The sequence below is a fragment of the Bradyrhizobium sp. BR2003 genome (assembly GCF_009720285.1).
GTDB classification, from domain to species: Bacteria; Pseudomonadota; Alphaproteobacteria; order Rhizobiales; family Xanthobacteraceae; genus Bradyrhizobium; species Bradyrhizobium elkanii.
Genome location: NZ_SMYJ01000031.1, coordinates 147,587 through 166,249 on the forward strand (window position 1 = coordinate 147,587; position 18,663 = coordinate 166,249).

At 65.0% G+C, this 18,663-nt stretch carries 16 protein-coding genes and 1 pseudogene; all 17 read left to right on the top strand.

The window, feature by feature from the left end; genetic code table 11:
• Positions 1 to 19 precede the first annotated feature (19 nt).
• Positions 20 to 1,207 carry an ABC transporter substrate-binding protein gene (locus tag E2I15_RS26535; protein ID WP_028345052.1) on the top strand — a complete coding sequence of 396 codons (1,188 nt, stop codon included), beginning with the start codon at positions 20 to 22 and terminating at the stop codon, positions 1,205 to 1,207.
• Between the two features lie 90 nt (positions 1,208 to 1,297).
• Positions 1,298 to 2,026 carry a 5-oxoprolinase subunit PxpA gene (pxpA, locus tag E2I15_RS26540; protein ID WP_137479281.1) on the top strand — a complete coding sequence of 243 codons (729 nt, stop codon included), beginning with the start codon at positions 1,298 to 1,300 and terminating at the stop codon, positions 2,024 to 2,026.
• Between the two features lie 38 nt (positions 2,027 to 2,064).
• On the top strand, positions 2,065 to 2,307 hold the full coding sequence (locus tag E2I15_RS26545) for an acetyl-CoA carboxylase (protein ID WP_018270951.1): 243 nt from the start codon (positions 2,065 to 2,067) through the stop codon (positions 2,305 to 2,307).
• Positions 2,308 to 2,323: 16 nt separating this feature from the next.
• Positions 2,324 to 3,724: an acetyl-CoA carboxylase biotin carboxylase subunit gene (locus E2I15_RS26550; RefSeq protein WP_137479282.1), complete on the top strand. Its 1,401-nt coding sequence runs from the start codon at positions 2,324 to 2,326 to the stop codon at positions 3,722 to 3,724.
• Between the two features lie 42 nt (positions 3,725 to 3,766).
• Positions 3,767 to 4,642: a 5-oxoprolinase subunit B family protein gene (locus E2I15_RS26555; protein ID WP_137479283.1), complete on the top strand. Its 876-nt coding sequence runs from the start codon at positions 3,767 to 3,769 to the stop codon at positions 4,640 to 4,642.
• On the top strand, positions 4,632 to 5,609 hold the full coding sequence (locus tag E2I15_RS26560; protein WP_137479284.1) for a 5-oxoprolinase subunit C family protein: 978 nt from the start codon (positions 4,632 to 4,634) through the stop codon (positions 5,607 to 5,609). Before E2I15_RS26555 ends, E2I15_RS26560 begins: the two co-directional genes overlap by 11 nt.
• 217 nt (positions 5,610 to 5,826) lie before the next feature.
• The gene (locus E2I15_RS26565) at positions 5,827 to 6,792 is read left to right on the top strand and encodes a LysR family transcriptional regulator (RefSeq protein WP_137479285.1); all 966 of its coding nucleotides are present in this window, start codon (positions 5,827 to 5,829) and stop codon (positions 6,790 to 6,792) included.
• 106 nt (positions 6,793 to 6,898) lie between these two features.
• Positions 6,899 to 7,858, top strand: coding sequence for an AraC-like ligand-binding domain-containing protein (locus tag E2I15_RS26570; protein WP_170991543.1), 960 nt, complete (start codon positions 6,899 to 6,901; stop codon positions 7,856 to 7,858).
• A 165-nt stretch (positions 7,859 to 8,023) separates the two neighbouring features.
• The gene (locus E2I15_RS26575; protein ID WP_137479286.1) at positions 8,024 to 10,051 is read left to right on the top strand and encodes a hydantoinase/oxoprolinase family protein; all 2,028 of its coding nucleotides are present in this window, start codon (positions 8,024 to 8,026) and stop codon (positions 10,049 to 10,051) included.
• A 3-nt stretch (positions 10,052 to 10,054) separates the two neighbouring features.
• Complete coding sequence (locus E2I15_RS26580; protein WP_018270944.1) at positions 10,055 to 12,016, top strand: hydantoinase B/oxoprolinase family protein; 1,962 nt, start codon at positions 10,055 to 10,057, stop codon at positions 12,014 to 12,016.
• Between the two features lie 103 nt (positions 12,017 to 12,119).
• Complete coding sequence (gene torT / locus E2I15_RS26585; protein ID WP_137479287.1) at positions 12,120 to 13,220, top strand: TMAO reductase system periplasmic protein TorT; 1,101 nt, start codon at positions 12,120 to 12,122, stop codon at positions 13,218 to 13,220.
• A 72-nt stretch (positions 13,221 to 13,292) separates the two neighbouring features.
• A complete protein-coding gene (locus E2I15_RS26590; RefSeq protein WP_137479288.1) occupies positions 13,293 to 14,831 on the top strand; it encodes a sugar ABC transporter ATP-binding protein in 1,539 nt (512 codons plus the stop codon).
• Positions 14,828 to 15,844: an ABC transporter permease gene (locus E2I15_RS26595; RefSeq protein ID WP_137479289.1), complete on the top strand. Its 1,017-nt coding sequence runs from the start codon at positions 14,828 to 14,830 to the stop codon at positions 15,842 to 15,844. Before E2I15_RS26590 ends, E2I15_RS26595 begins: the two co-directional genes overlap by 4 nt.
• Positions 15,837 to 16,850 (top strand): ABC transporter permease, encoded by a 1,014-nt coding sequence (locus tag E2I15_RS26600; RefSeq protein WP_137479290.1) that lies wholly within the window; start codon positions 15,837 to 15,839, stop codon positions 16,848 to 16,850. Before E2I15_RS26595 ends, E2I15_RS26600 begins: the two co-directional genes overlap by 8 nt.
• Positions 16,847 to 17,740 carry an FAD binding domain-containing protein gene (locus E2I15_RS26605; protein WP_246668109.1) on the top strand — a complete coding sequence of 298 codons (894 nt, stop codon included), beginning with the start codon at positions 16,847 to 16,849 and terminating at the stop codon, positions 17,738 to 17,740. The genes E2I15_RS26600 and E2I15_RS26605 overlap by 4 nt, the downstream gene beginning before the upstream one ends.
• A gap of 16 nt (positions 17,741 to 17,756) precedes the next feature.
• The gene (locus E2I15_RS26610) at positions 17,757 to 18,215 is read left to right on the top strand and encodes a (2Fe-2S)-binding protein (RefSeq protein ID WP_137479291.1); all 459 of its coding nucleotides are present in this window, start codon (positions 17,757 to 17,759) and stop codon (positions 18,213 to 18,215) included.
• Positions 18,216 to 18,230: 15 nt separating this feature from the next.
• Positions 18,231 to 18,663, top strand: a pseudogene (locus E2I15_RS26615) (xanthine dehydrogenase family protein molybdopterin-binding subunit); the annotation flags it as partial.

Genomic DNA, 18,663 nt, shown 5'->3' on the forward strand with positions numbered 1-18,663 from the left:
CAATTGGAGGAGTGGGGTTATGCGCTTTACGACATTACTCAGCATCTTGGCCGGAGCATCCGCGCTCTGGTTCACGCCGGCCCGGGCAGCCAACGAGATCGTTGTTGGATTTGCGACCGCTGCATCCGGATTCATGCAGGCCTATGACAAGCCGGCGCAGGACGCGGCGCTGATCCGGATCGAGGAGATCAACAAGGCGGGCGGCCTGCTCGGCAAGAAGATCAAGCCCGTCTTTGCCGACACCAAGACCGATCAGGCCGAGGGTGCCAAGGCCGGCCTTGCGGTGCTCGACCAGGGTGCCGACCTCGTCATCGTCTCCTGCGACTACGATTTTGGCGCGCCCGCGGCGCTGCAGGCGCAGGCTGCCGGCAAGGTTTCCTTCTTCCTCTGCGCCGAATCGATCAAGGCCGGCATCCCCGGCGTCGGCCCGTTCTCGTTCTCGGCTTCGGTGCTGGCACCGGTGCAGGGAGCGACCATGTCGGAATGGGCCTACACCAAGAAGAACGCACGCAGCTTCTATCGGCTGCTCGACAGCTGGACCGTCTACAACAAGGGCATCTGCGACGGCTTCGACTGGATGCTGCCGCGCCTCAAGGAGGCCAAGCTGGTCGGCAGCGACACCTTCAAGAACGACGATGCCTCGATCGCCTCGCAGATCACGCGCATCAAGAGCCTGCCGAAGGAGCCTGACGCCATCATGCTCTGCACGATGATGCCGGGCGCGGTCTCCGCCATCAAGCAGATCCGCGCCGCCGGCATCAAGTCGATGATACTCAACGGGTCGGGTGTCGACGGCAGCTACTGGATGAACGCAGTTCCTGATCTCTCGAACTTCTATGTCCCGGTGCAGGGTTCGGTCTATGGCGACGATCCGAATCCGAAGGTCAACGAGTTCAACAAGAAGTACAAGGAGGTCACCGGCGGTGACCCCTCCAGCCAGTACGTCTATCCGGGTTACGTCCTGATCGACGTCTGGGCCAAGGCGGTCGAACGCGCCAAATCGACCGATGCGGCAGCCGTCGTGGCCGAGCTCGAGAAGATGAACAACGAGTCCACGCTGTTCGGGCCGCGCACCTTCACCAAGGACATCCACCACCAGAACCAGGGTCGTTACCTGATCGTCGACACCGAGGCCGGCAAGCCGCAGGTGATCGACCAGTGGACGATCTCGGAAAAGATCCCGCTCGACTATCTGGTGTCCAAGTAACCCGGCAATGTGCCGCCCTGGGTGCGCCAGTCATACCCCGGGGCGGCCTTCGCCGGTCATATGCATAGCCAGTTGGAAGGAAATCAGGAGATGGTCGTGATCAACTGCGACATGGGCGAGGCCTACGGCCTCTACAAGATGGGCGACGACAAGGCATTGATGCCTCATATCGACGTCGCGAACGTCGCCTGCGGCTTTCATGCCTCCGACTTCAATCACATGCGCAAGACCGTGCAGCTCGCCAAGCAATTTGGCGTCAAGGTCGGGGCGCACCCGTCGCTGCCCGATCTGCAGGGATTTGGTCGCCGGGAGATGAAGATCGACCGCGAGGAGCTGGCCAATTGCCTGCTCTATCAGATCGGTGCACTCAAGGCCTTCCTGGATGCCGAAGGCATGGCGCTCAATCACATCAAGCCGCATGGCGCACTTTACGGCATGGCATCGCGTAGCGAGGAGATCGCCGAAGCCGTGGCTGATGCCGCTGACGTCTACAAGGTGCCGCTGCTCGGCATGAAGGGAACGCTGCACCAGAAGGTCTACGAGCGGCGCGGTCATGTTTTCGTCGCCGAATACTATGCCGACCTCGACTACAATGCCGACGGCAGCCTGATTATCACCCGCGAGCACGAGGCGAAGGATCCGACCGACGCCGCCACCCGATGCGCAAGGGCGGTCAATGAAGGCAAGACGCGCACGGTGGCTGGAAACGACATCGTGGTTGGCTCCGATTCGATCTGCATCCACTCCGACACGCCGAACGCCGTCGCCATCGCCGAGGCCGTCCGCGAGGCGGTACGCCCCTATCTCACCGCGCGCTGAACCGTCGCGGCAACGAACCAATACACCACGAGGAAACAATGGCAACGCAGCAGATCTTCTCGCCGCTCCCAGGCATCTTTTATCGCAAGCCCGCGCCCGACAAGCCGGTCTACAAGAACGACGGCGACGCCGTCGCCGAGAGCGACACGATCGGGCTTATCGAGGTGATGAAATCGTTCAACGAGGTGAAAGCCGGCATCGCCGGCAAGATCGTCCGCTTCCTGGCCGAAAATGAAGATGCCGTGATGGCAGGCCAGCCGATCGCCGAAATCGACGTTTAGGGCTCTCCGACCAGCCATGGCGATCAAGAAGCTCCTCATTGCCAATCGCGGCGAGATCGCGGTGCGCATCATCCGCGCGGCGCGCGATCTCGGCATTGCAACCGTGCAGGTCTACAGCAAGGCCGACCAGGACTCGCTTGCGGTCAGGCTCGCCGACGAAGCGATCGATATCGGTCCGCCGCAAGCGTCGAAATCCTATCTCAACCAGGCGGCCATCCTCGCCGCGGCGCGGGGCACTGGCGCCGACGCCATCCATCCCGGCTACGGCTTCCTGGCCGAGAACGCCGAGTTCGCCGCCGCTGTCGAAGCGGCGGGATTGATCTTTGTCGGCCCGACCGCGCAATCGATCCGGCTGATGGGCGACAAGGTCGCGGCACGCGAGGCCGCCGCCGCAGCCGGCGTGCCGACCGTCCCCGGCAGCCAGGGGCGGCTGGAGTCGGCGGAAGCGGCCTTCGCGCTGGTCGAGAAAACCGGCTTCCCCGTGATGATCAAGGCTGCCGCCGGAGGTGGCGGACGCGGCATCCGCATCGCGCGGTCGACTGAGGAGTTTCAACACCTGATGCCGCAGGCACAGGCCGAGGCGCTCGCGGCCTTTGGCGACGGCGGACTTTACGTCGAAAAGCTGATCGAAGGCGCGCGGCATATCGAGGTGCAGGTGCTCGGCGACGGACGCGACGTGATCCATTGCTTCGAACGCGAATGCTCGTTGCAGCGCCGCCGACAGAAGGTGTGGGAAGAAGCCCCCTCGCCCTCCCTCACCCAGGCCGTGCGGGAGAGGCTCTGCACCTCGGCCGTGGTACTCGCCCGAGCGGTCAATTATCGCGGCGCCGGGACGCTCGAATATCTCTACGACGACGCCTCCGGCGAATTCTACTTCCTGGAGATGAACACCCGCATCCAGGTCGAGCATCCGGTGACGGAAATGATCACGGGCATCGACCTCGTCCGCGAGATGATCCAGATCGCCGGCGGCGAACGCCTGCGCATCAGCCAGAACGAGATGCGCGTCAGCGGCCATTCGATCGAGGTCCGTATCAACGCCGAGGATCCTGCCAGAAATTTCCTGCCGAACCCGGGCACCGTGAGCGCGCTCAGCCTGCCCGTCGGCGACGGCGTTCGCTTCGACAGCATGCTCTATCAGGGCTACACGGTGCCTCCCTTCTACGACAGCCTGCTCGGCAAGCTGATCGTGCACGACAAGGATCGGCCGAGCGCCATGAAGAAACTCGAGCGCGCGCTTGCCGAGCTCAGCGTCGAAGGCATTTTTACGACCAAGCCCCTGCACCAGGCGCTGACCCGCGACGCCGACGTGAAGGCTGGACGCTTCCATACGGCATGGCTCGAACCATGGCTTGAGTCCCATGCCGCCGCCCTCGCCCCCGCTCAGCCGCCATCAGCCGCGAAGGTCGCCTCATGATGGCGAGAGAATCCGCCCCGTCAGCAACAGGAGGCCGCTAGCATGCAAACTCGATTTTCCTTCGGCGGCGATGAGCACATTTTCGCCGAGGTCGGCGAGGCAATGTCGCTCGAGGCCTTTTTCAAGAGCCTGTTCATCACCAATGCGGTGCGCGACGCCAGAATCAAGGGCGTCACCGAGATCTGCCCGGCGAACGCGTCCTATCAGGTCAAGTTCGATCCGGATCGGATCAAGCCGGACGATCTCCTCGCCGAGCTGAAACGGCTGGATTCCGCATCCGAGAAATCGGAACCGGTGATCAAGACGCGGATCATCGAGATTCCCGTGCTCTACAACGATCCCTGGACCCGTGAGACCTTGATGCGCTTCCGCGAGCGTCACCAGGATCCCGACGGCACCGACCTCGAATACGCCGCGCGGATCAACGGCCTCGACAGCGTCGATGCCTTCATCAAGGCGCATTCCAGCGCGCCCTGGTTCGTCTCGATGGTCGGTTTCGTCGCCGGCCTGCCCTTCCTCTACCAGATGGTCGAGCGCAAGCGGCAGCTTCAGGCCCCGAAATATCTGCGCCCGCGCACGGATACGCCGAAGCTCACCGTCGGGCATGGCGGCTGTTTCAGCTGCATCTATTCGGTGCGCGGCGCCGGCGGTTACCAGATGTTCGGCATCACGCCGATGCCGATCTACGATCCAAACCAGACCATCAGCTATTTGCGCGACTTCATGTGCCTGTTCAAACCGGGCGACATCGTGAAATGGAAACCGATCGATCGGGCAGCCTATGACGCTGCAGTCGCCGACGTCGACGCCGGCCGATTTGCGCCCGTGATCCGCGACGTCTCGTTCTCGCTGACCGAGTTCAACCGCGACATTGATGGCTACAACAGCAAGCTCGATGGAGTTCTCCATGGCCGTTAGGGTTTTGAAGCCGGGTCTTGCGACCACCGTCCAGGACCTCGGACGTCCCGGCTATTATCACATCGGCATCCCGCTCTCCGGCGGCATGGACCGTCACGCGCTGGTCGCCGCAAATCTGCTCGTCGGCAATGATGCAGGTGCAGCCGTGCTTGAAGCAGTGTTCATGGGGCCCGAGCTCGAATTCACCGAGGACGCCACGATCGCCATCACCGGCGCGGAGCTGCCGCCGAAACTCGACGGCGAGCCGCGCGAGACCTGGACCAGCTTCAAGGTGAAGCGCGGCCAGATTCTCTCCTTCGACTTCCTCAAGCGAGGTGCACGCGGCTACATCGCGGTCGCCGGTGGCATCGATGTGCCGGTGGTGCTCGGCTCGCGATCGACCTACGCACTCGGCGCGCTCGGCGGCTTCAAGGGCCGCAAGCTCGAGGCCGGCGACGAATTGCCGGTCGGCCACGCCAGCGTGACGGTCAAGGACGGCCGCACCGTCGCCAACGATTTACGCGGGCAACCGGCGGGAATGCCGACGGAGCTGCGCGCCATGCCCGGCCTCTATTGGCACCGGATCACCGAGGCCGCCGGCAACGGGTTCTTCTCCGACACCTGGAAGGTCGCGCCGGAAGCGGACCGGATCGGCTACCGCTTCAAGGGTGGCAAGCCGCTCGAGTTCGTTCCGCGCGAACCGCCGTTCGGCGCCGGCTCCGATCCGTCCAACATCACCGATGCCTGCTATCCCTACGGCTCGATCCAGGTTCCCGGCGGCACTGAGCCGATTGTGTTGCATCGCGACGCCGTATCCGGCGGCGGCTACTTCATGGTCGGCACCGTGATCGCCGCGGACATGGATCTGATCGGCCAGCTGCAGCCCAACACGCCGGTGAAGTTCGTCAAGGTCGACATGGATCAGGCGCTTGCGGCACGCAGGAGCCGGACCGAGCTGCTGGGCAAGCTTCGCAGCGCCATGGCGTAATCGCCAGGAGCGCGCCGCATCTGCCAACGGACCTCGGCCGCCGGCGCTGACGCGATCGCGCATGGTCAAGCCTAAACCTGTGGCTGTCGGTTGCGCGCTCGCACATCTGAGGTCGGTACCACGGCGTGCTGTCCGCCGGACGGCACGAGAGTTGCAGCGGAAATCTCCGGGCTGAGAAACACTGCTCATGAGTTATGCAAACATCGGAACAACCGCGATGTCCGTTTCTCTGAAACAGATCCGCTACTTCGTCGCCGCCGCCGAGACCGGACGGATCAGCCAGGCGGCCATCGATCTCAACGTCTCGCAATCCGCGGTCACCGCGGCGATCCAGCAGCTCGAGGCCACCGTCTGCGCCCGCTTGCTGGAGCGCGCGCCGAACGGCGTAACCGTCACCATGGAGGGCAGCCGCTTCCTCTCCCAGGGTCGTCAAATCCTCGCCGCCGTCGCCGAGGCGGTGCGCGACACGCAGATGTCCGCCGGCCCTCTGTTCGGGACGATCCGCGTCGGCGTCACCTACACCGTGTCGGGCTACTTCCTGCCGCGTCATCAGATGCGCTTCAAGGCGAGTTTCCCCGGAATCACGATCGAGCTGTTCGAGGCGCCGCGCGACGTGCTCGAGCGCGCACTCGTCGATGGTGCGCTCGACCTCGCGGTGATGCTGGTCTCGAACCTGCGCGACAACGCCATGCTCACCAGCGAGACCTTGCTGCGATCGCCGCGCCGGCTGTGGCTTGCGCCCGAGCATCCCCTGACCCGTGCCGAGCGGGTCCACCTCGCTGACGTCGCGACCTATCCCTACGTCATGCTCACGGTCGACGAGGCCAAGCACACCTCGATGCGCTATTGGAACAACGCCTCACTCGAACCGAAGACGGTGTTCCGCACCTCCTCGGTCGAAGCCGTCCGCTCCATGGTCGCCGGCGGCATGGGAATCGCCATTCTGTCCGACCTGATCTACCGGCCGTGGTCGCTGGAGGGGCAGCGGATCGAGACCCGCGTCATCGAGGACGAGGTGCCCAGCATGGACATCGGTCTTGCCTGGCGTCGCGACACCAAGCCATCGGAGGCTGCCATGGCTTTCCGCGATTTCATGCGCTTTGCGGTTGCCGGCGTCGGGCCGGCCAGGCCCCCCGTCCACATCGATCACCGGCACCAGGCCGAAGAGGCCATCGAAATCTAGAATATCAGTTTCCGTTTTTATTCGACTTGACGCCGTCCGGCTGTCCTCGCCAAACTTTATCCGGGGACACGACGACCGGAGGCACAGCCGGCGGCGGGAGTGAGACATGCAAGTCACGTACACGACCAACGACATCCCGTTGCAGACCCGCCGCCAGTACTGGCAGGAGGTCGTCTCGAAGACCTATTACTCGCTCGACCTGCGCTTCCCGAGCACGCGCGACTTCAATGCGCGCCTCGGCGCCTGGTCGATGGGCCCTGTCTCGGTGTCCCGCAACATTGCCAACGGCCTGCTGTACAAGCGACACGAGCGGCATCTCCTGAGCGAGCGTGAAGAGTCATTCCTGATCACGGTGCCCGAGCTCGCCGAAATCCGTTTCGAGCAGGACGGCAAGGTGGTGCATTGCCGGCCGGGCGCGTTCCTGATCGAACGTAGCCACCTACCCTACGAGTTCAGCCATCAGGAGCCGACGGCGCTGTGGTGTCTGAAGATCCCGAGCGCAGTGCTGCGCGCCCGCATTTCCCGGCCCGAGCGCCTCGCCACGTTGCAATTCGACGCCAGCCGCAGCGTCGGCGCGCTGTTTGTCGACACGCTGCGCCTGTCCGGTGAACGGATCGAGGAAATGGACGAGACGGCGCGCACGATGATGGGCAAGCACCTGATCGAGCTGCTCGCGATGGCCATCGAATCCGACGACCGTGTGTTGACCGGACACTCGTCCTCCGTGCGCAACGGCCATTTGCTGCGTTGCGAGCAGTTCATCCGTGCCCGCCTCGACGATATGCGGCTCACGCCGCAGATGATTGCCGACGGCTGCGGCATCTCGCTGCGCTATTTGCACCAGATTTTCGAGGGCGAAGGTCTGACCGTCTGCGCCTACATCCGCAACCAGCGCCTTTCAATGTGCGACGCCCTGCTGCGCGATGCGAACTGCCGCAAGAGCATTTCGGAAATCGCCTATCAATGGGGCTTTGCCGACCAGGCGCAGTTCAGCCGCAACTATCGCGGCCGGTTCGGATGCACCCCGAGCGAGGCCCGCGCCATTTCGCGCACAGCCAACTCCTGAAGACTGGTCTGATGATCGATTCTTAGGCACACCGCCGCCGGTCTGGGCATGTATGGGCACCGGCAGGGTTCGCTCTCTCGCACAAATCTTCCTGCGCTCAGCGTCAAGAACGGAAGCCGCCGCTCTGACTAAGATCGGCGAAACGCTCGTTCGAAAGGAAGAGGCATGGCGCAGAACCTTCGTGTGGCCGTCGATGTCGGTGGCACCTTCACCGACATCTGCATCATGGACGAGAAGACCGGTCTCGTGCGCATCGAGAAGACCTCCTCCACGCGCGACCCGATCGAAGGCATCATGGGCGGCGTATCCAAGGCCGGCATCGACCTGTCCAAGGTGGCGCTATTCTCGCACGGCACCACGATTGCCACCAACGCGCTGATCACGCGCCGCCTGCCGCGCACCGCAGTGGTCGCGACCAAAGGGTTCCGTGACGTCATCGAGATCCGGCGCGCCAACAAGGAAGACCTCTGGGACACTTACAAGGACGTGGTCCGGCCCTATGTGCCGCGGCGCGACCGCCTCACCGTGCCCGAACGCGTCGATGCTGCCGGCACGGTGATCGAACCGCTCGACGTCGAAGCCGCGCGCAGCGTCGCACGCATCCTCAAGCGTCGCGGCGTCGCCGCAGTCGCGGTGTGCTTCATGAACGCCTACCTCAACGGCGCCAACGAGCGCGCGATGCGCGATATTCTGCTGGCCGAGATGCCCGACATTCCGGTTTCGATCTCCTCGCAGGTGCTTCCCGAAATCTTCGAGCACGAGCGGTTCTCGACGACGGTCGCCAATGCCGTGGTGAGCCCGGTCGTCGTCAACTACACGAGCCGGCTCGGCGAACGCCTAGCAGACGAGGGCTACACCCGCGATCTTCTGCTGCTGCACACCGGCGGCGGCGTGATGACGCCGGCGAGCGTGAAGGATTTCGCGGCGCGCCTTGCCGGCTCCGGCATCGCCGCCGGCGCCATCGCCAGCCGCCATATCGCCGGTCTTTGCGGTTTCCCCAATTCGATCGGCCTCGACATGGGCGGCACGTCGACCGACGTATCGCTGGCCTATGAGGGCCAGTCGCGGATCACCAAGGACTGGCACATCGAGTTCGGCTATCCGATCCGCTTCGCATCGATCGAGGTGCTCACCATCGGTGCCGGCGGCGGCTCGCTGGCCTGGACCGATCCGGCCGGCTCGCTGCGCAACGGCCCGCAATCGGCCGGCGCCTATCCGGGACCGGCCTGCTATGGCAACGGCAATACGCAACCGACCAACACCGATGCCAATGTGACGCTCGGCCGGCTTGGCACCGATCTCGCCGGCGGCAAGGTCAAGCTTGATCCCGAGCTGGCGCGGCAAGCGGTCGAGGGCGGCGTCGCCAAGCCGTTCGGCCTCGGCCTGCATGAAGCCGCAGATGCAATCGTCAAAGTCGCCAATGCCAACATGTCGGATGCGGTGCGGCTGATCTCGATCAGTCGCGGCTACGATCCGCGCGATTTTGCGCTGGTGGCCTTCGGCGGCGCTGGTGCCCTGCATGGGGTCGACGTCGCACGTGAGCTGGCGATTCCCGTCGTGATCGTACCGCTCAATCCCGGCGTGACCTCGGCGCTCGGTTGCCTGCTCGTCGACATGCAGCACGATTTTTCGCAAAGCTGCATGGTCGACGCCGCCGAGGCCGACGCCACCGAGATCGAGGCGCAGTTCGCGGAGCTCGAGAAAGCCGCGCTCGCGCGGCTGACCCATGAGGGCGTCATGCAGCAGGACATCGTGCTGCAGCGCTCGATCGACATGATGTATCGCGGCCAGTGGCGTTCGCTTGCCGTCAACGCGCCGCGGCCGATCGGCGCGATCGCCGATCTGGTGCAGAGCTTCCATGCCGAGCATCAGCGCGAGTACAATTTCCGCCGCGACAGCGCACCGGTCAGCTTCTTCCGTCTCAATCTGAAGGCAGTGGGGGTGGTCCCCAAGGCCGAGTTTGCCGTCCACGAGCCGACCGGCGCTGGCCCCGAGCCGGTCAGCCGCCGCAGGGTCTGGTTCGAGGGCAGCGGGCTCGACACACCTGTCTATCGGCGCGACGACCTGCCCTGCGGCTTCTCTTTTCAAGGCCCCGCGATCATCGAGCAGGTCGATGCCACCACCGTCGTTGCGCCCGGCGCCAGCGCCGAGGTCGACAAGTATCTCAACATCATCATCCGCGTGAAGGAGTGAACCATGGCCGGAGCTCTCCCGCTCGACCCCGTGACCTTCGAGGTTCTGAAGAACTCCTTCATCACCAGCGTCGACCAGATGGGCGAGCAGGTCTTGAGGACGTGCTACTCCTTCGTCATCTACAATCGCGATTTCTCCAGCGCGCTACATGACGCCAACGGCGAATGCGCGGCACAGGGCAACCAGGATATCGCCGTCCACGTCGGCACGCTGCATTTCACCTGCAAGGATGTCATGCGCCATTTCGAAGGCGACATGCATGAGGGCGACGTCTTCGCCATCAACGATCCCTATGCCGGCGGCACGCACTTCTCCGACGTCCGCCTGATCCGTCCGATCTTCGCCGACGGCAAGATCATCGCCTTCAGCCAGTCCAACGGACATTGGTCCGACGTCGGCGGCAGCGTGCCGGGATCGTTCGACGTCGCCGCCCGCGAGATGTTCCGCGAAGGTCTGCGTATCACACCGGTCCGGCTGTTCGACAAGAACGGCTTGCGCAAGGACGTCGCACATCTGATCGCCTCGAATACGCGCGATCCGGCCTCGATCATCGGCGATATCCAGGCACAGGCCGAAGCGACGGCCGTCTGCGAACGCGAGATCCTGCGCCTGGTCGGCAAATATGGCCGCGATACGGTCGAGACGGGGCTTGCCGCCGTGCAGGATTATGTCGAACGCTCGGCACGTCAACGCATCGCAGCGCTTCCAGACGGCGAATGGGAGACGGTCGACTTCATCGACCGCGATCCGGCCGGCGGCGAAGGCATGATCCCGATCCGCATCAAGATGACGATCAAGGGCGACCGCGCGATTTACGACTTCACCGGCAGCCATCCGACCATCGGCTCGATCTACAATTCGGCGTTCGGCGCGACCTTTTCCGCCGTCGCGGCCGGCATGAAGACCTTCTTCCCCGATCTGCCGCTCAATTCCGGTTTCTACCGCTGCTTCGAGATCATCGCCCCAGAAGGCTCCATCGTCGACGCCAAATGGCCGATCGCGGTCACCGGCTTTCTGATGCCGTTCGAGAAGATCATGAACTCGATCTACGAAATGTGGTCGAAGCTGATGCCGGAGCGCGCGCTCGCTTGCGCGTTCAATCTTGAATATCTGCTCACCGGCGGGCTCGATGCCCGCAGCTCCGACAAGCCGATCTTCATGTTCTATGACTGGCTGCCCGGCGGCTGGGGCGGGCGCAACGGCAAGGATGGCAGCAATGTCACGACCGCCTGCTTCGGCACCGGCCTGATGTCGCAGCCGGTCGAGGGCCAGGAGCGCGCCAACCCGATCCTGACCACGGAATGCGAGATCCTCAAGGACTCTCCCGGCCCGGGCAAGTGGCGCGGCGGCGCCGGCGTGGTGAAGACGTCGCGGATGCTTCAGGCCGAGAAAACCGTGATCTCCTACATTTGCGATCGCGAGCGTGCGATCGTGTGGGGCATCGAGGGCGGCCTGCCGTCGATGCCGCACGGCCTGACCCTGAAGCGCGCCGGCAGCACGGCCGAGGAGCGGCTCGGCTCGATCTTCTCGGACGTCCCGATCGGCGAAGGCGACACTTTCTCGCGTCCGACCGCCGGCGGCGGCGGGTTTGGCGATCCGCTGGAGCGCGATCCGAACCTCGTCATCGAGGATATCAAGGACGACTATGTCTCGGTCGAGCGTGCCGCCAAGGACTATGGCGTCGTGGTGCACACCATCGACGCCGAGCTCTGCAACTACGAGGTCGACAAGGTCGCGACCGAGGCGCTCCGCGCGAAGATCCGCTCCGAGCGCGTTGCCAATGTCCGGCTCGATCCGGAGCTGGTGGCGCAACGCTATCGCAGCGGGGCAATCGACGCGCTCGACGCGATCCGCAAGCACGCGGTGATCCTCGATTGGGGCACCGGTGCCTTGCTTCCCGAATCCACGCGCCAGTTCCGCGAAGTGTTCGAGCGGCGCTCGGTCGCAACGTGGAAAGCAGGCTGATTGCCATCGCCGGCCGCGCCGCCGGCAGGCGGCACAGAGCGTTCACAAAGGACTGGATCCGACATCGCCCCTCCACTTCCATTCGAGCCATGAGGATTGTGCTATGAGGAGTACGACGTGCCTTTCTTCCAATCGAGTTTGGCCGATCCGCCGCGCGCTTGGCCTTGCCGCAGGCCTCGCCCTTGCCGCTGCGGTCGCGCCGGCCGCGGCCGAGACGCCGTGGTTTCCGATGAAGGTCTACGACGCGTCGTCCGGCACACCGAAGCCGGCCGAGTACACGCCGCTGCCGAAGGCCGAGAAGCCCTACAGGCTCTGCGTTCTGTTTCCGCACATGAAGGACAGTTTCTGGGTCGCCGTCGCCTATGGCATCGTCAAACAGGCCGAGGCGATGAACGTCAACATGAACCTCTACGAGGCCGGAGGTTACGAGAACCTGCCGAAACAGCTGTCGCAATTCGATGACTGCATGGCGAGCGGACCGGATGCCATCATCGTTGGCGCCATCTCCGGCGCAGGCCTCAGCAAGAAGTTCGAGGAAGCCAAGGCCAAGGGCGTGCCGGTCGTGGGCGTCACCAACCCGCTGCCGCCGAATGCGCTGCCCGCGGCCAACTACGTCGACTTCGTCGCCATGGGCGAAGTCACCGGCGCCGGCCTGCTGGCGCAAACCAAGCCCGGCGACAAGCTCAACATCGTGACGTTCCCCGGTCCGGCCGGCTCTGGCTGGGCGGAATCGTTCAACGAAGGCTTCAAGAAGGCCGTTGCCAAGAACCCGAACGCCAAGATTCTGGCCGAGAAATTCGGCGACTCCGGCGTCGCCGTGCAGCTTCAGCTCCTTCAGGACGCGTTGCAGGCCTATCCCGGCATGAATGTGATCTGGGGCACCGCCCCCACCGCTGAAGCCGCCATCGGCGCCGTTGCCGAGGCCGGCCGAAGCGACCTGAAGATCGTATCGTCTTACGAAAACCAGGCCATGCTCGACGCGCTCAATCGCGGCGACATCCTCGCGTTCGCAACCCAGTATCCGGTCGGCGAAGGCGCCATCGCGATCGATCAGGCGGTGCGTCTCATCGAGAAGAAGCCGGTCATGAGCCTTGTCCAGCCGATCGCCGCGGTCATCGACAAGACTACCGTACCGAAATTGCAGATGGACCTCGTGCTGGCGCCGGCGAGTTGGACGCCGGTCTATTCGGTCAAGGCAAAGTAAGCCGCTCACGAATGGTGCCGGGTGGGAGCACCTGCTCCCACCCGTGTTGCTCACGGCCCAACGGAGACGCGGATGGATGTCGAGATCGACCCGAAGCCTGCCGAGCCTCTGCTTCGATTGCGGGGGATATCGAAGCGCTTCACCGGCGTTCGCGCGCTCGACCGGGTCGACCTCGACGTTCGTGCCGGCGAGCTTCATGTCCTGTTCGGCGAGAACGGCGCCGGCAAATCGACCCTGATCAATGTCATCTCGGGAACGTTTCCGCCGGACGAAGGCACGTTTCATTTTGGCGACGAGGAGATCCACCATCTCACGCCGCAGCGAGCCCGCGTGATCGGCATCAGCCCGGTCTTTCAGGAGTTCTCGCTCATTCCGAGCCTCACGGTGGAAGAGAACCTGTTCCTTGGCCGCGAGGTCACGCATGGCGGCGTGCTGCGCTCACGCGAGATGCGCAAGCGCGCCAGGGCGCTGATCGACGAGCTCGGCTTCGATCTCGATCCGGCGCAACGGATCGACGATCTCTCCCGCGCGCACCAGCAGATGGCCGAAATCGCCAAGGCCCTGCTCGGCCGCGTCCGCCTTTTGATCCTTGACGAGCCGACCGCCTCGTTGACGGAGCGCGAGACCGGACGGCTGTTCGAGCTGATCGCGCGCCTGAAGAGCCAGAATGTCGGGCTGATCTATGTCTCGCATCGCATGCGCGAAATCCGCGCCCTTGCCGACCGTGTGACGGTGCTGCGCGACGGCCGCCACATCCAGACCCTCGACGCTGCCGGCTCGACCGACGGCGAGCTGGTGGAGCTGATGACCGGCCGCAGGATCGACCTGCTGTTCCCGACCATCGCCCACCGGCCTGACAAGGTGATGGTCGACATCGAAAACCTGACGCTCGCCGACGGCAGCGTTCAGGAGGTGAATTTCCATGCCCGCGCCGGCGAGATCACCGGCATCGCAGGTCTCGTCGGCTGCGGCAAATCGGAGCTGATCCGCGCGGCCTACGGCATCGAACCCACGGCATCGGGCGTGATCCGGATCGACGGTCTGCCTTACGAATTCCGGGCCCCCAGGCAAAGCCTCAAGCGCGGCATCGCCTATTTTCCTGCCAACCGCGTTGCTGAAGGGCTCGCGCTATCCCGTCCGATCCGCGAGAACGCATCCATGACGGTCCTCGACCTGCCCGCGTTCGCGCGCTTCGGCGTGCTGCGGCAGGCCGCCGAACGCGCCACGATCGCGGACATCATGGAGCGGTTGCAGCTGAGGCCGCCGAACATCGAAAGGAGCGTCGGCGCGCTGTCCGGTGGCAACCGTCAAAAAGTGATGCTGGCACGCGCGCTCACGCGTGAACTGACCGTGTTCCTGTTCGACGAGCCGAGCGTCGGGATCGACGTCGGCGCCAAGCTCGAGGTCTACCAGTTCATGAAGCGCCTGGTCGAGGCCGGCGCCGCCGTGATCGTGGTCTCGTCGGAATTGCCGGAGGTTCTGGCGCTGTCGAACCGGCTCTACGTCATGCATCACGGCCGCATCGCCGCCGAGCTGAAGGGCGCCGAGAAGACCGAGCAGAACGTGCTGTCGAGCTTCTTTCGCGACCATCTCGCCGCGGAGGTCGCGTGAACACCGCGCTGGTCACCGCGAACCCGCCAGGCGCGATCGGCCTGCGATCGATCGCAGGCCGTGTCGGGTTCCTGCCGGCACTGCTGGTCTTGCTCGTCGCCGGCATGTCGGCGGTCGATCCGCAGTTCTACGGTATCATCAACATCCTCAATATCCTGCGCAACGCGTCGCTGCTCGCGATCGTCGCCTGCGGTCAGGCGCTGGTCATCATCGCGGGCGGCTTCGATCTTTCGGTCGGCGCCGTCGTGGCGCTTGCGAGCGTCGTGACCGCCAAGACCATGGCCGCCGCAGCCATCGCGTTTCCCGGCAACAACGCCCTCATCATTGCCAGCGGGATGGCGGCCGGACTCGGCTCCGGGGCCGTGGTCGGGCTCGTCAACGGCTTCTGCGTGGCGAAGCTCAAGGTATCCGGCTTCGTGGTGACCCTGGGCACGATGTCGGCGACTGCGGGCGTCGGCCTGATGATCACCAACGGAATCCCGGTTTACGGCATGCCCGATATCTTCGTGAAGGGCTTTGGGCGCGCCCAGGCGCTCGGCCTGCCGACCGCCGTCCACGTCGCGCTGGTCATCATCATCGTGATGGTGTTTGCGCAGCGGCGCACACTGTTCGGCCGTTACGTCTACGCGATCGGCGGCAATGTCGATGCGGCCATCGTGTCGGGCGTATCGATCCAGCGCCACGTCGTCGGCACCTACGTTGTCTCGAGCATGCTCGCGGCATTAACTGGCGTCCTGCTGACCGCGCAGGTCGGCTCCGGCCAGGCGAGCTTCGGCGGCGACCGGATGATGCTGCAATCGATCGCGGCCGCTGTGATCGGCGGCGTGAGCTTGCGCGGCGGCGTCGGGCGCATCGAAATCGTCGCCATCAGCGCCCTGTTCCTGACCATCCTGGGCAATGCGCTCAACCTCCTGCACGTCGACTCCCGGCTGCAGCCGGTCTTCCTCGGCGTCATCATGGTCGCAGCCGTGGCGCTGGACGAACTCAGCCGACGGAGCAAGGCTCGTGTCTGACCTCGAATTGTCCGTCGCCGCCAAGAGCGCGGGCCGCCCGAAATTGGCGCCGGGTCGCTGGCTCTGGAGCGCAGTTCTGCCGGCCGCGTTAGTGGCGCTGTTGCTCGGCTTCGCCGCGGTCGACCGTGGCGTGTTGTCGCCGGCCAACCTGCTCAACATCGCGCAGCAGGCCAGCTATCTGGCCTTGTTCGCGATGGCCCAGACCGTGGTGATCCTGACGCGCGGCTTCGACCTCGCACTCGGCCCGACCGTATCGATGGTGAGCGTCGGCACCGCGCTGGCGATGGCCGGCGCCACGGCGTCGGGCCATGGTACAGGCGCCGTGCTGCTCGCCGGGCTCGCTGCCGGTTTCCTGCTCGGCACCGCGTGCGGCCTCTTCAACGGCGTGGTTATTGCGCTGCTCGGGGTCAACCCCTTCGTCGCAACGCTCGGCAGCTACAATATCGCGATCGGGATTGCGACCACGCTGTCGTCCGGACGGCCCGTGCAAGGCGTGCCGGCGCCGTTCTCGCAGATTTTCTACGGCGGCAGCGTCTTCGGTATCCCGGCGGCCATCGCAATCACGGTCGGCGTCGGCGCCGTGCTCCATTGGACCCTGACACGGACGGTGTTCGGCCGTTCGCTTTACCTCATCGGCACCAACCCTTGCGCAGCGGCGGTCGCCGGCCTGCCGGTCAAGCGTACTCTGATCGCGACCTATGTGCTGTGCTCCGGGCTTGCGGCGCTCGGCGCGATCATGATGACGGCGCGGACCGGATCGGGCGAACCGAACCTCGGAGGAGCGCTTTCACTGCAGGCGATTGCCGGCGCTGTGGTCGGCGGAACGAGCCTGGCGGGCGGGCGCGGTGGGGTCGGCACCGCAGTGCTCGGCGCCCTGTTCATCACCATTCTGTCCAACGGCATGAACCTCACCCGGATCGACGGATACGTCCAGATGGTCGTGCTCGGCGCGATCGTCATCGTCGGCGTTCTGCTCGATCGCCTGCGACTGGAGCGGCGCCGATGACGACGGGTTCTCCCATGCAGAGCGTCGCTGGCGAGACGCACGATGCACCTGCGTCGATCTACGTCGCGCCCTCGCTCGCTTCCGCACTCGACGCACTGAGCGAATTCGGCGCGGCCGGCGCTGCCTTTGCGGGCGGCACATGGATCATGCGGTCACCGATCCGCCACGAGCGGCTGAAGCCCCACTATGTCGCGATCGGCAAGATCGCCGAGCTGACCACGATCAGTATCGACAGCGATGCAATCGAGATCGGCGCGGCGGTTACGCATGCGGCACTCGCGGCGGCCCTGGCCGATCATGCGGAATTCGCGGTCCTGGTCGACGCCGCCGGCCGCTCCGCCAATCCCGCGATCCGCGCGATGGCAACGATCGGCGGCAACCTTGCGACGGCGGAATTCGCCGCCGCGGATTGCGTGCCGGCGCTACTCTGCCTCGATGCCCAAGTCGAAATGTCTGCCCGCGACGGCCGCGAGCGCATCGGCCTGGCGCATTTCCTGAAGGTCCGATCATCCCTTTCCCCCGGTCATCTGGTGACGCGGATCATCTTGCCGCGGGCGGCGCGCAGAGGCGCCCATGCCCGCCTGCCGCTGCGCAAATCGGGTGACTACCCGGTCGCCATCGTCAGCCTGTCGGTCAGCATCGATGCCGCGGGCCGTGTCCAGGCGGCGCGCGTCGCGGTCGGCTCAGTCGAGCCGGTGGCACGCCGCTGGGAGCGGCTCGAGGCAGCGCTGATCGGACGTCCGCTCGATGCGGCGGAGGCCGCGCAGACCGCGGCCGCGTTGGTGGACGAGTTCGCCTGTCGCGACAGCGTTGATGCCCCGGCCTGGTATCGGGTCAGCGTGCTACCCGGCCTCGTCCGCCGCGCTGCGATCGCAGCGCTTGGTTCCTGAACTGGTGAGGATCGACATGGGATTCAACTTGACCGTGAACGGCGATCATCTTTCCTCGGTGGCCGATCCCGCCACGCCGCTGATCGACATTCTGCGCGAGGAGATGCATCTGACCGGCGCGAAACCGGTCTGTCGCGAAGGCTTTTGCGGTGCCTGCATGGTGCTGGTCGACGGCGAGCCGACGCCATCGTGCCTGCTGCCCGCCGCGCTGGCCGATGGCCGCGACATCCGCACCGTCGAAGGCCTTGCTCCTCACGGCGAACTGAACCGCATCCAGGCGGCCCTCGAGGCCAGCGATGCGGTCCAATGCGGCATGTGCTTTCCCGGCATGGTGGTGAGCCTGACGCATCTCTTGACGACCCGGCCTGACGCCACCCGTGACGATATCCGGGCGGCACTGACCGGGAACATCTGCCGCTGCACGGGATACGAACGCATCGTCGAGGCGACGCTGCTCGCCTTGGCCAAGGCATAATCGGGAGGCGCAAGCATGTCCGACGTTTCCGCGACGATGGATCTGCGCCGGCGGGACGCCGCCGACAAGCTGCGTGGCCGCACGCGCTACACCATCGATCGATATCTGCCGGGCGTGCTGCACGCCGCGGTGCTGCGCGCCGGCGTGCCCTCGGGCCGTATCATTCGTCTCGACACGTCGAGGGCTGCCCGCATGCCGGGGGTACGAGCGATCGCGACGGCGGCGGATGCACCTGGCATGATCGGCATCGGCATCGCGGATCACCCGCTGTTCGCCCGCGATGTCATTCGCTACGACGGCGAACCGCTTGCCGCGGTCGCAGCCGTCACGTTGGCGCAGGCGCAGGCCGCGCTCGCGGCGATCGACGTGGAGATCGAGCAGCTCCCCGCAGTATTGACCATGGCGGATGCGCTGGCACCAGATGCGCGGCTGGTTCATCCGGACTGGC

Excerpts from the sequence above, each read along its gene's own strand:
- pxpA (WP_137479281.1), top strand. The coding sequence starts at position 1,298 with ATGGTCGTGATCAACTGCGACATGGGCGAGGCCTACGGCCTCTACAAG.
- E2I15_RS26555 (WP_137479283.1), top strand. The coding sequence starts at position 3,767 with ATGCAAACTCGATTTTCCTTCGGCGGCGATGAGCACATTTTCGCCGAG.
- E2I15_RS26535 (WP_028345052.1), top strand. The coding sequence starts at position 20 with ATGCGCTTTACGACATTACTCAGCATCTTGGCCGGAGCATCCGCGCTC.
- E2I15_RS26545 (WP_018270951.1), top strand. The coding sequence starts at position 2,065 with ATGGCAACGCAGCAGATCTTCTCGCCGCTCCCAGGCATCTTTTATCGC.
- E2I15_RS26565 (WP_137479285.1), top strand. The coding sequence starts at position 5,827 with ATGTCCGTTTCTCTGAAACAGATCCGCTACTTCGTCGCCGCCGCCGAG.
- E2I15_RS26610 (WP_137479291.1), top strand. The coding sequence starts at position 17,757 with ATGGGATTCAACTTGACCGTGAACGGCGATCATCTTTCCTCGGTGGCC.
- E2I15_RS26570 (WP_170991543.1), top strand. The coding sequence starts at position 6,899 with ATGCAAGTCACGTACACGACCAACGACATCCCGTTGCAGACCCGCCGC.
- torT (WP_137479287.1), top strand. The coding sequence starts at position 12,120 with ATGAGGAGTACGACGTGCCTTTCTTCCAATCGAGTTTGGCCGATCCGC.
- E2I15_RS26550 (WP_137479282.1), top strand. The coding sequence starts at position 2,324 with ATGGCGATCAAGAAGCTCCTCATTGCCAATCGCGGCGAGATCGCGGTG.
- E2I15_RS26605 (WP_246668109.1), top strand. The coding sequence starts at position 16,847 with ATGACGACGGGTTCTCCCATGCAGAGCGTCGCTGGCGAGACGCACGAT.
- E2I15_RS26575 (WP_137479286.1), top strand. The coding sequence starts at position 8,024 with ATGGCGCAGAACCTTCGTGTGGCCGTCGATGTCGGTGGCACCTTCACC.
- E2I15_RS26580 (WP_018270944.1), top strand. The coding sequence starts at position 10,055 with ATGGCCGGAGCTCTCCCGCTCGACCCCGTGACCTTCGAGGTTCTGAAG.
- E2I15_RS26590 (WP_137479288.1), top strand. The coding sequence starts at position 13,293 with ATGGATGTCGAGATCGACCCGAAGCCTGCCGAGCCTCTGCTTCGATTG.
- E2I15_RS26560 (WP_137479284.1), top strand. The coding sequence starts at position 4,632 with ATGGCCGTTAGGGTTTTGAAGCCGGGTCTTGCGACCACCGTCCAGGAC.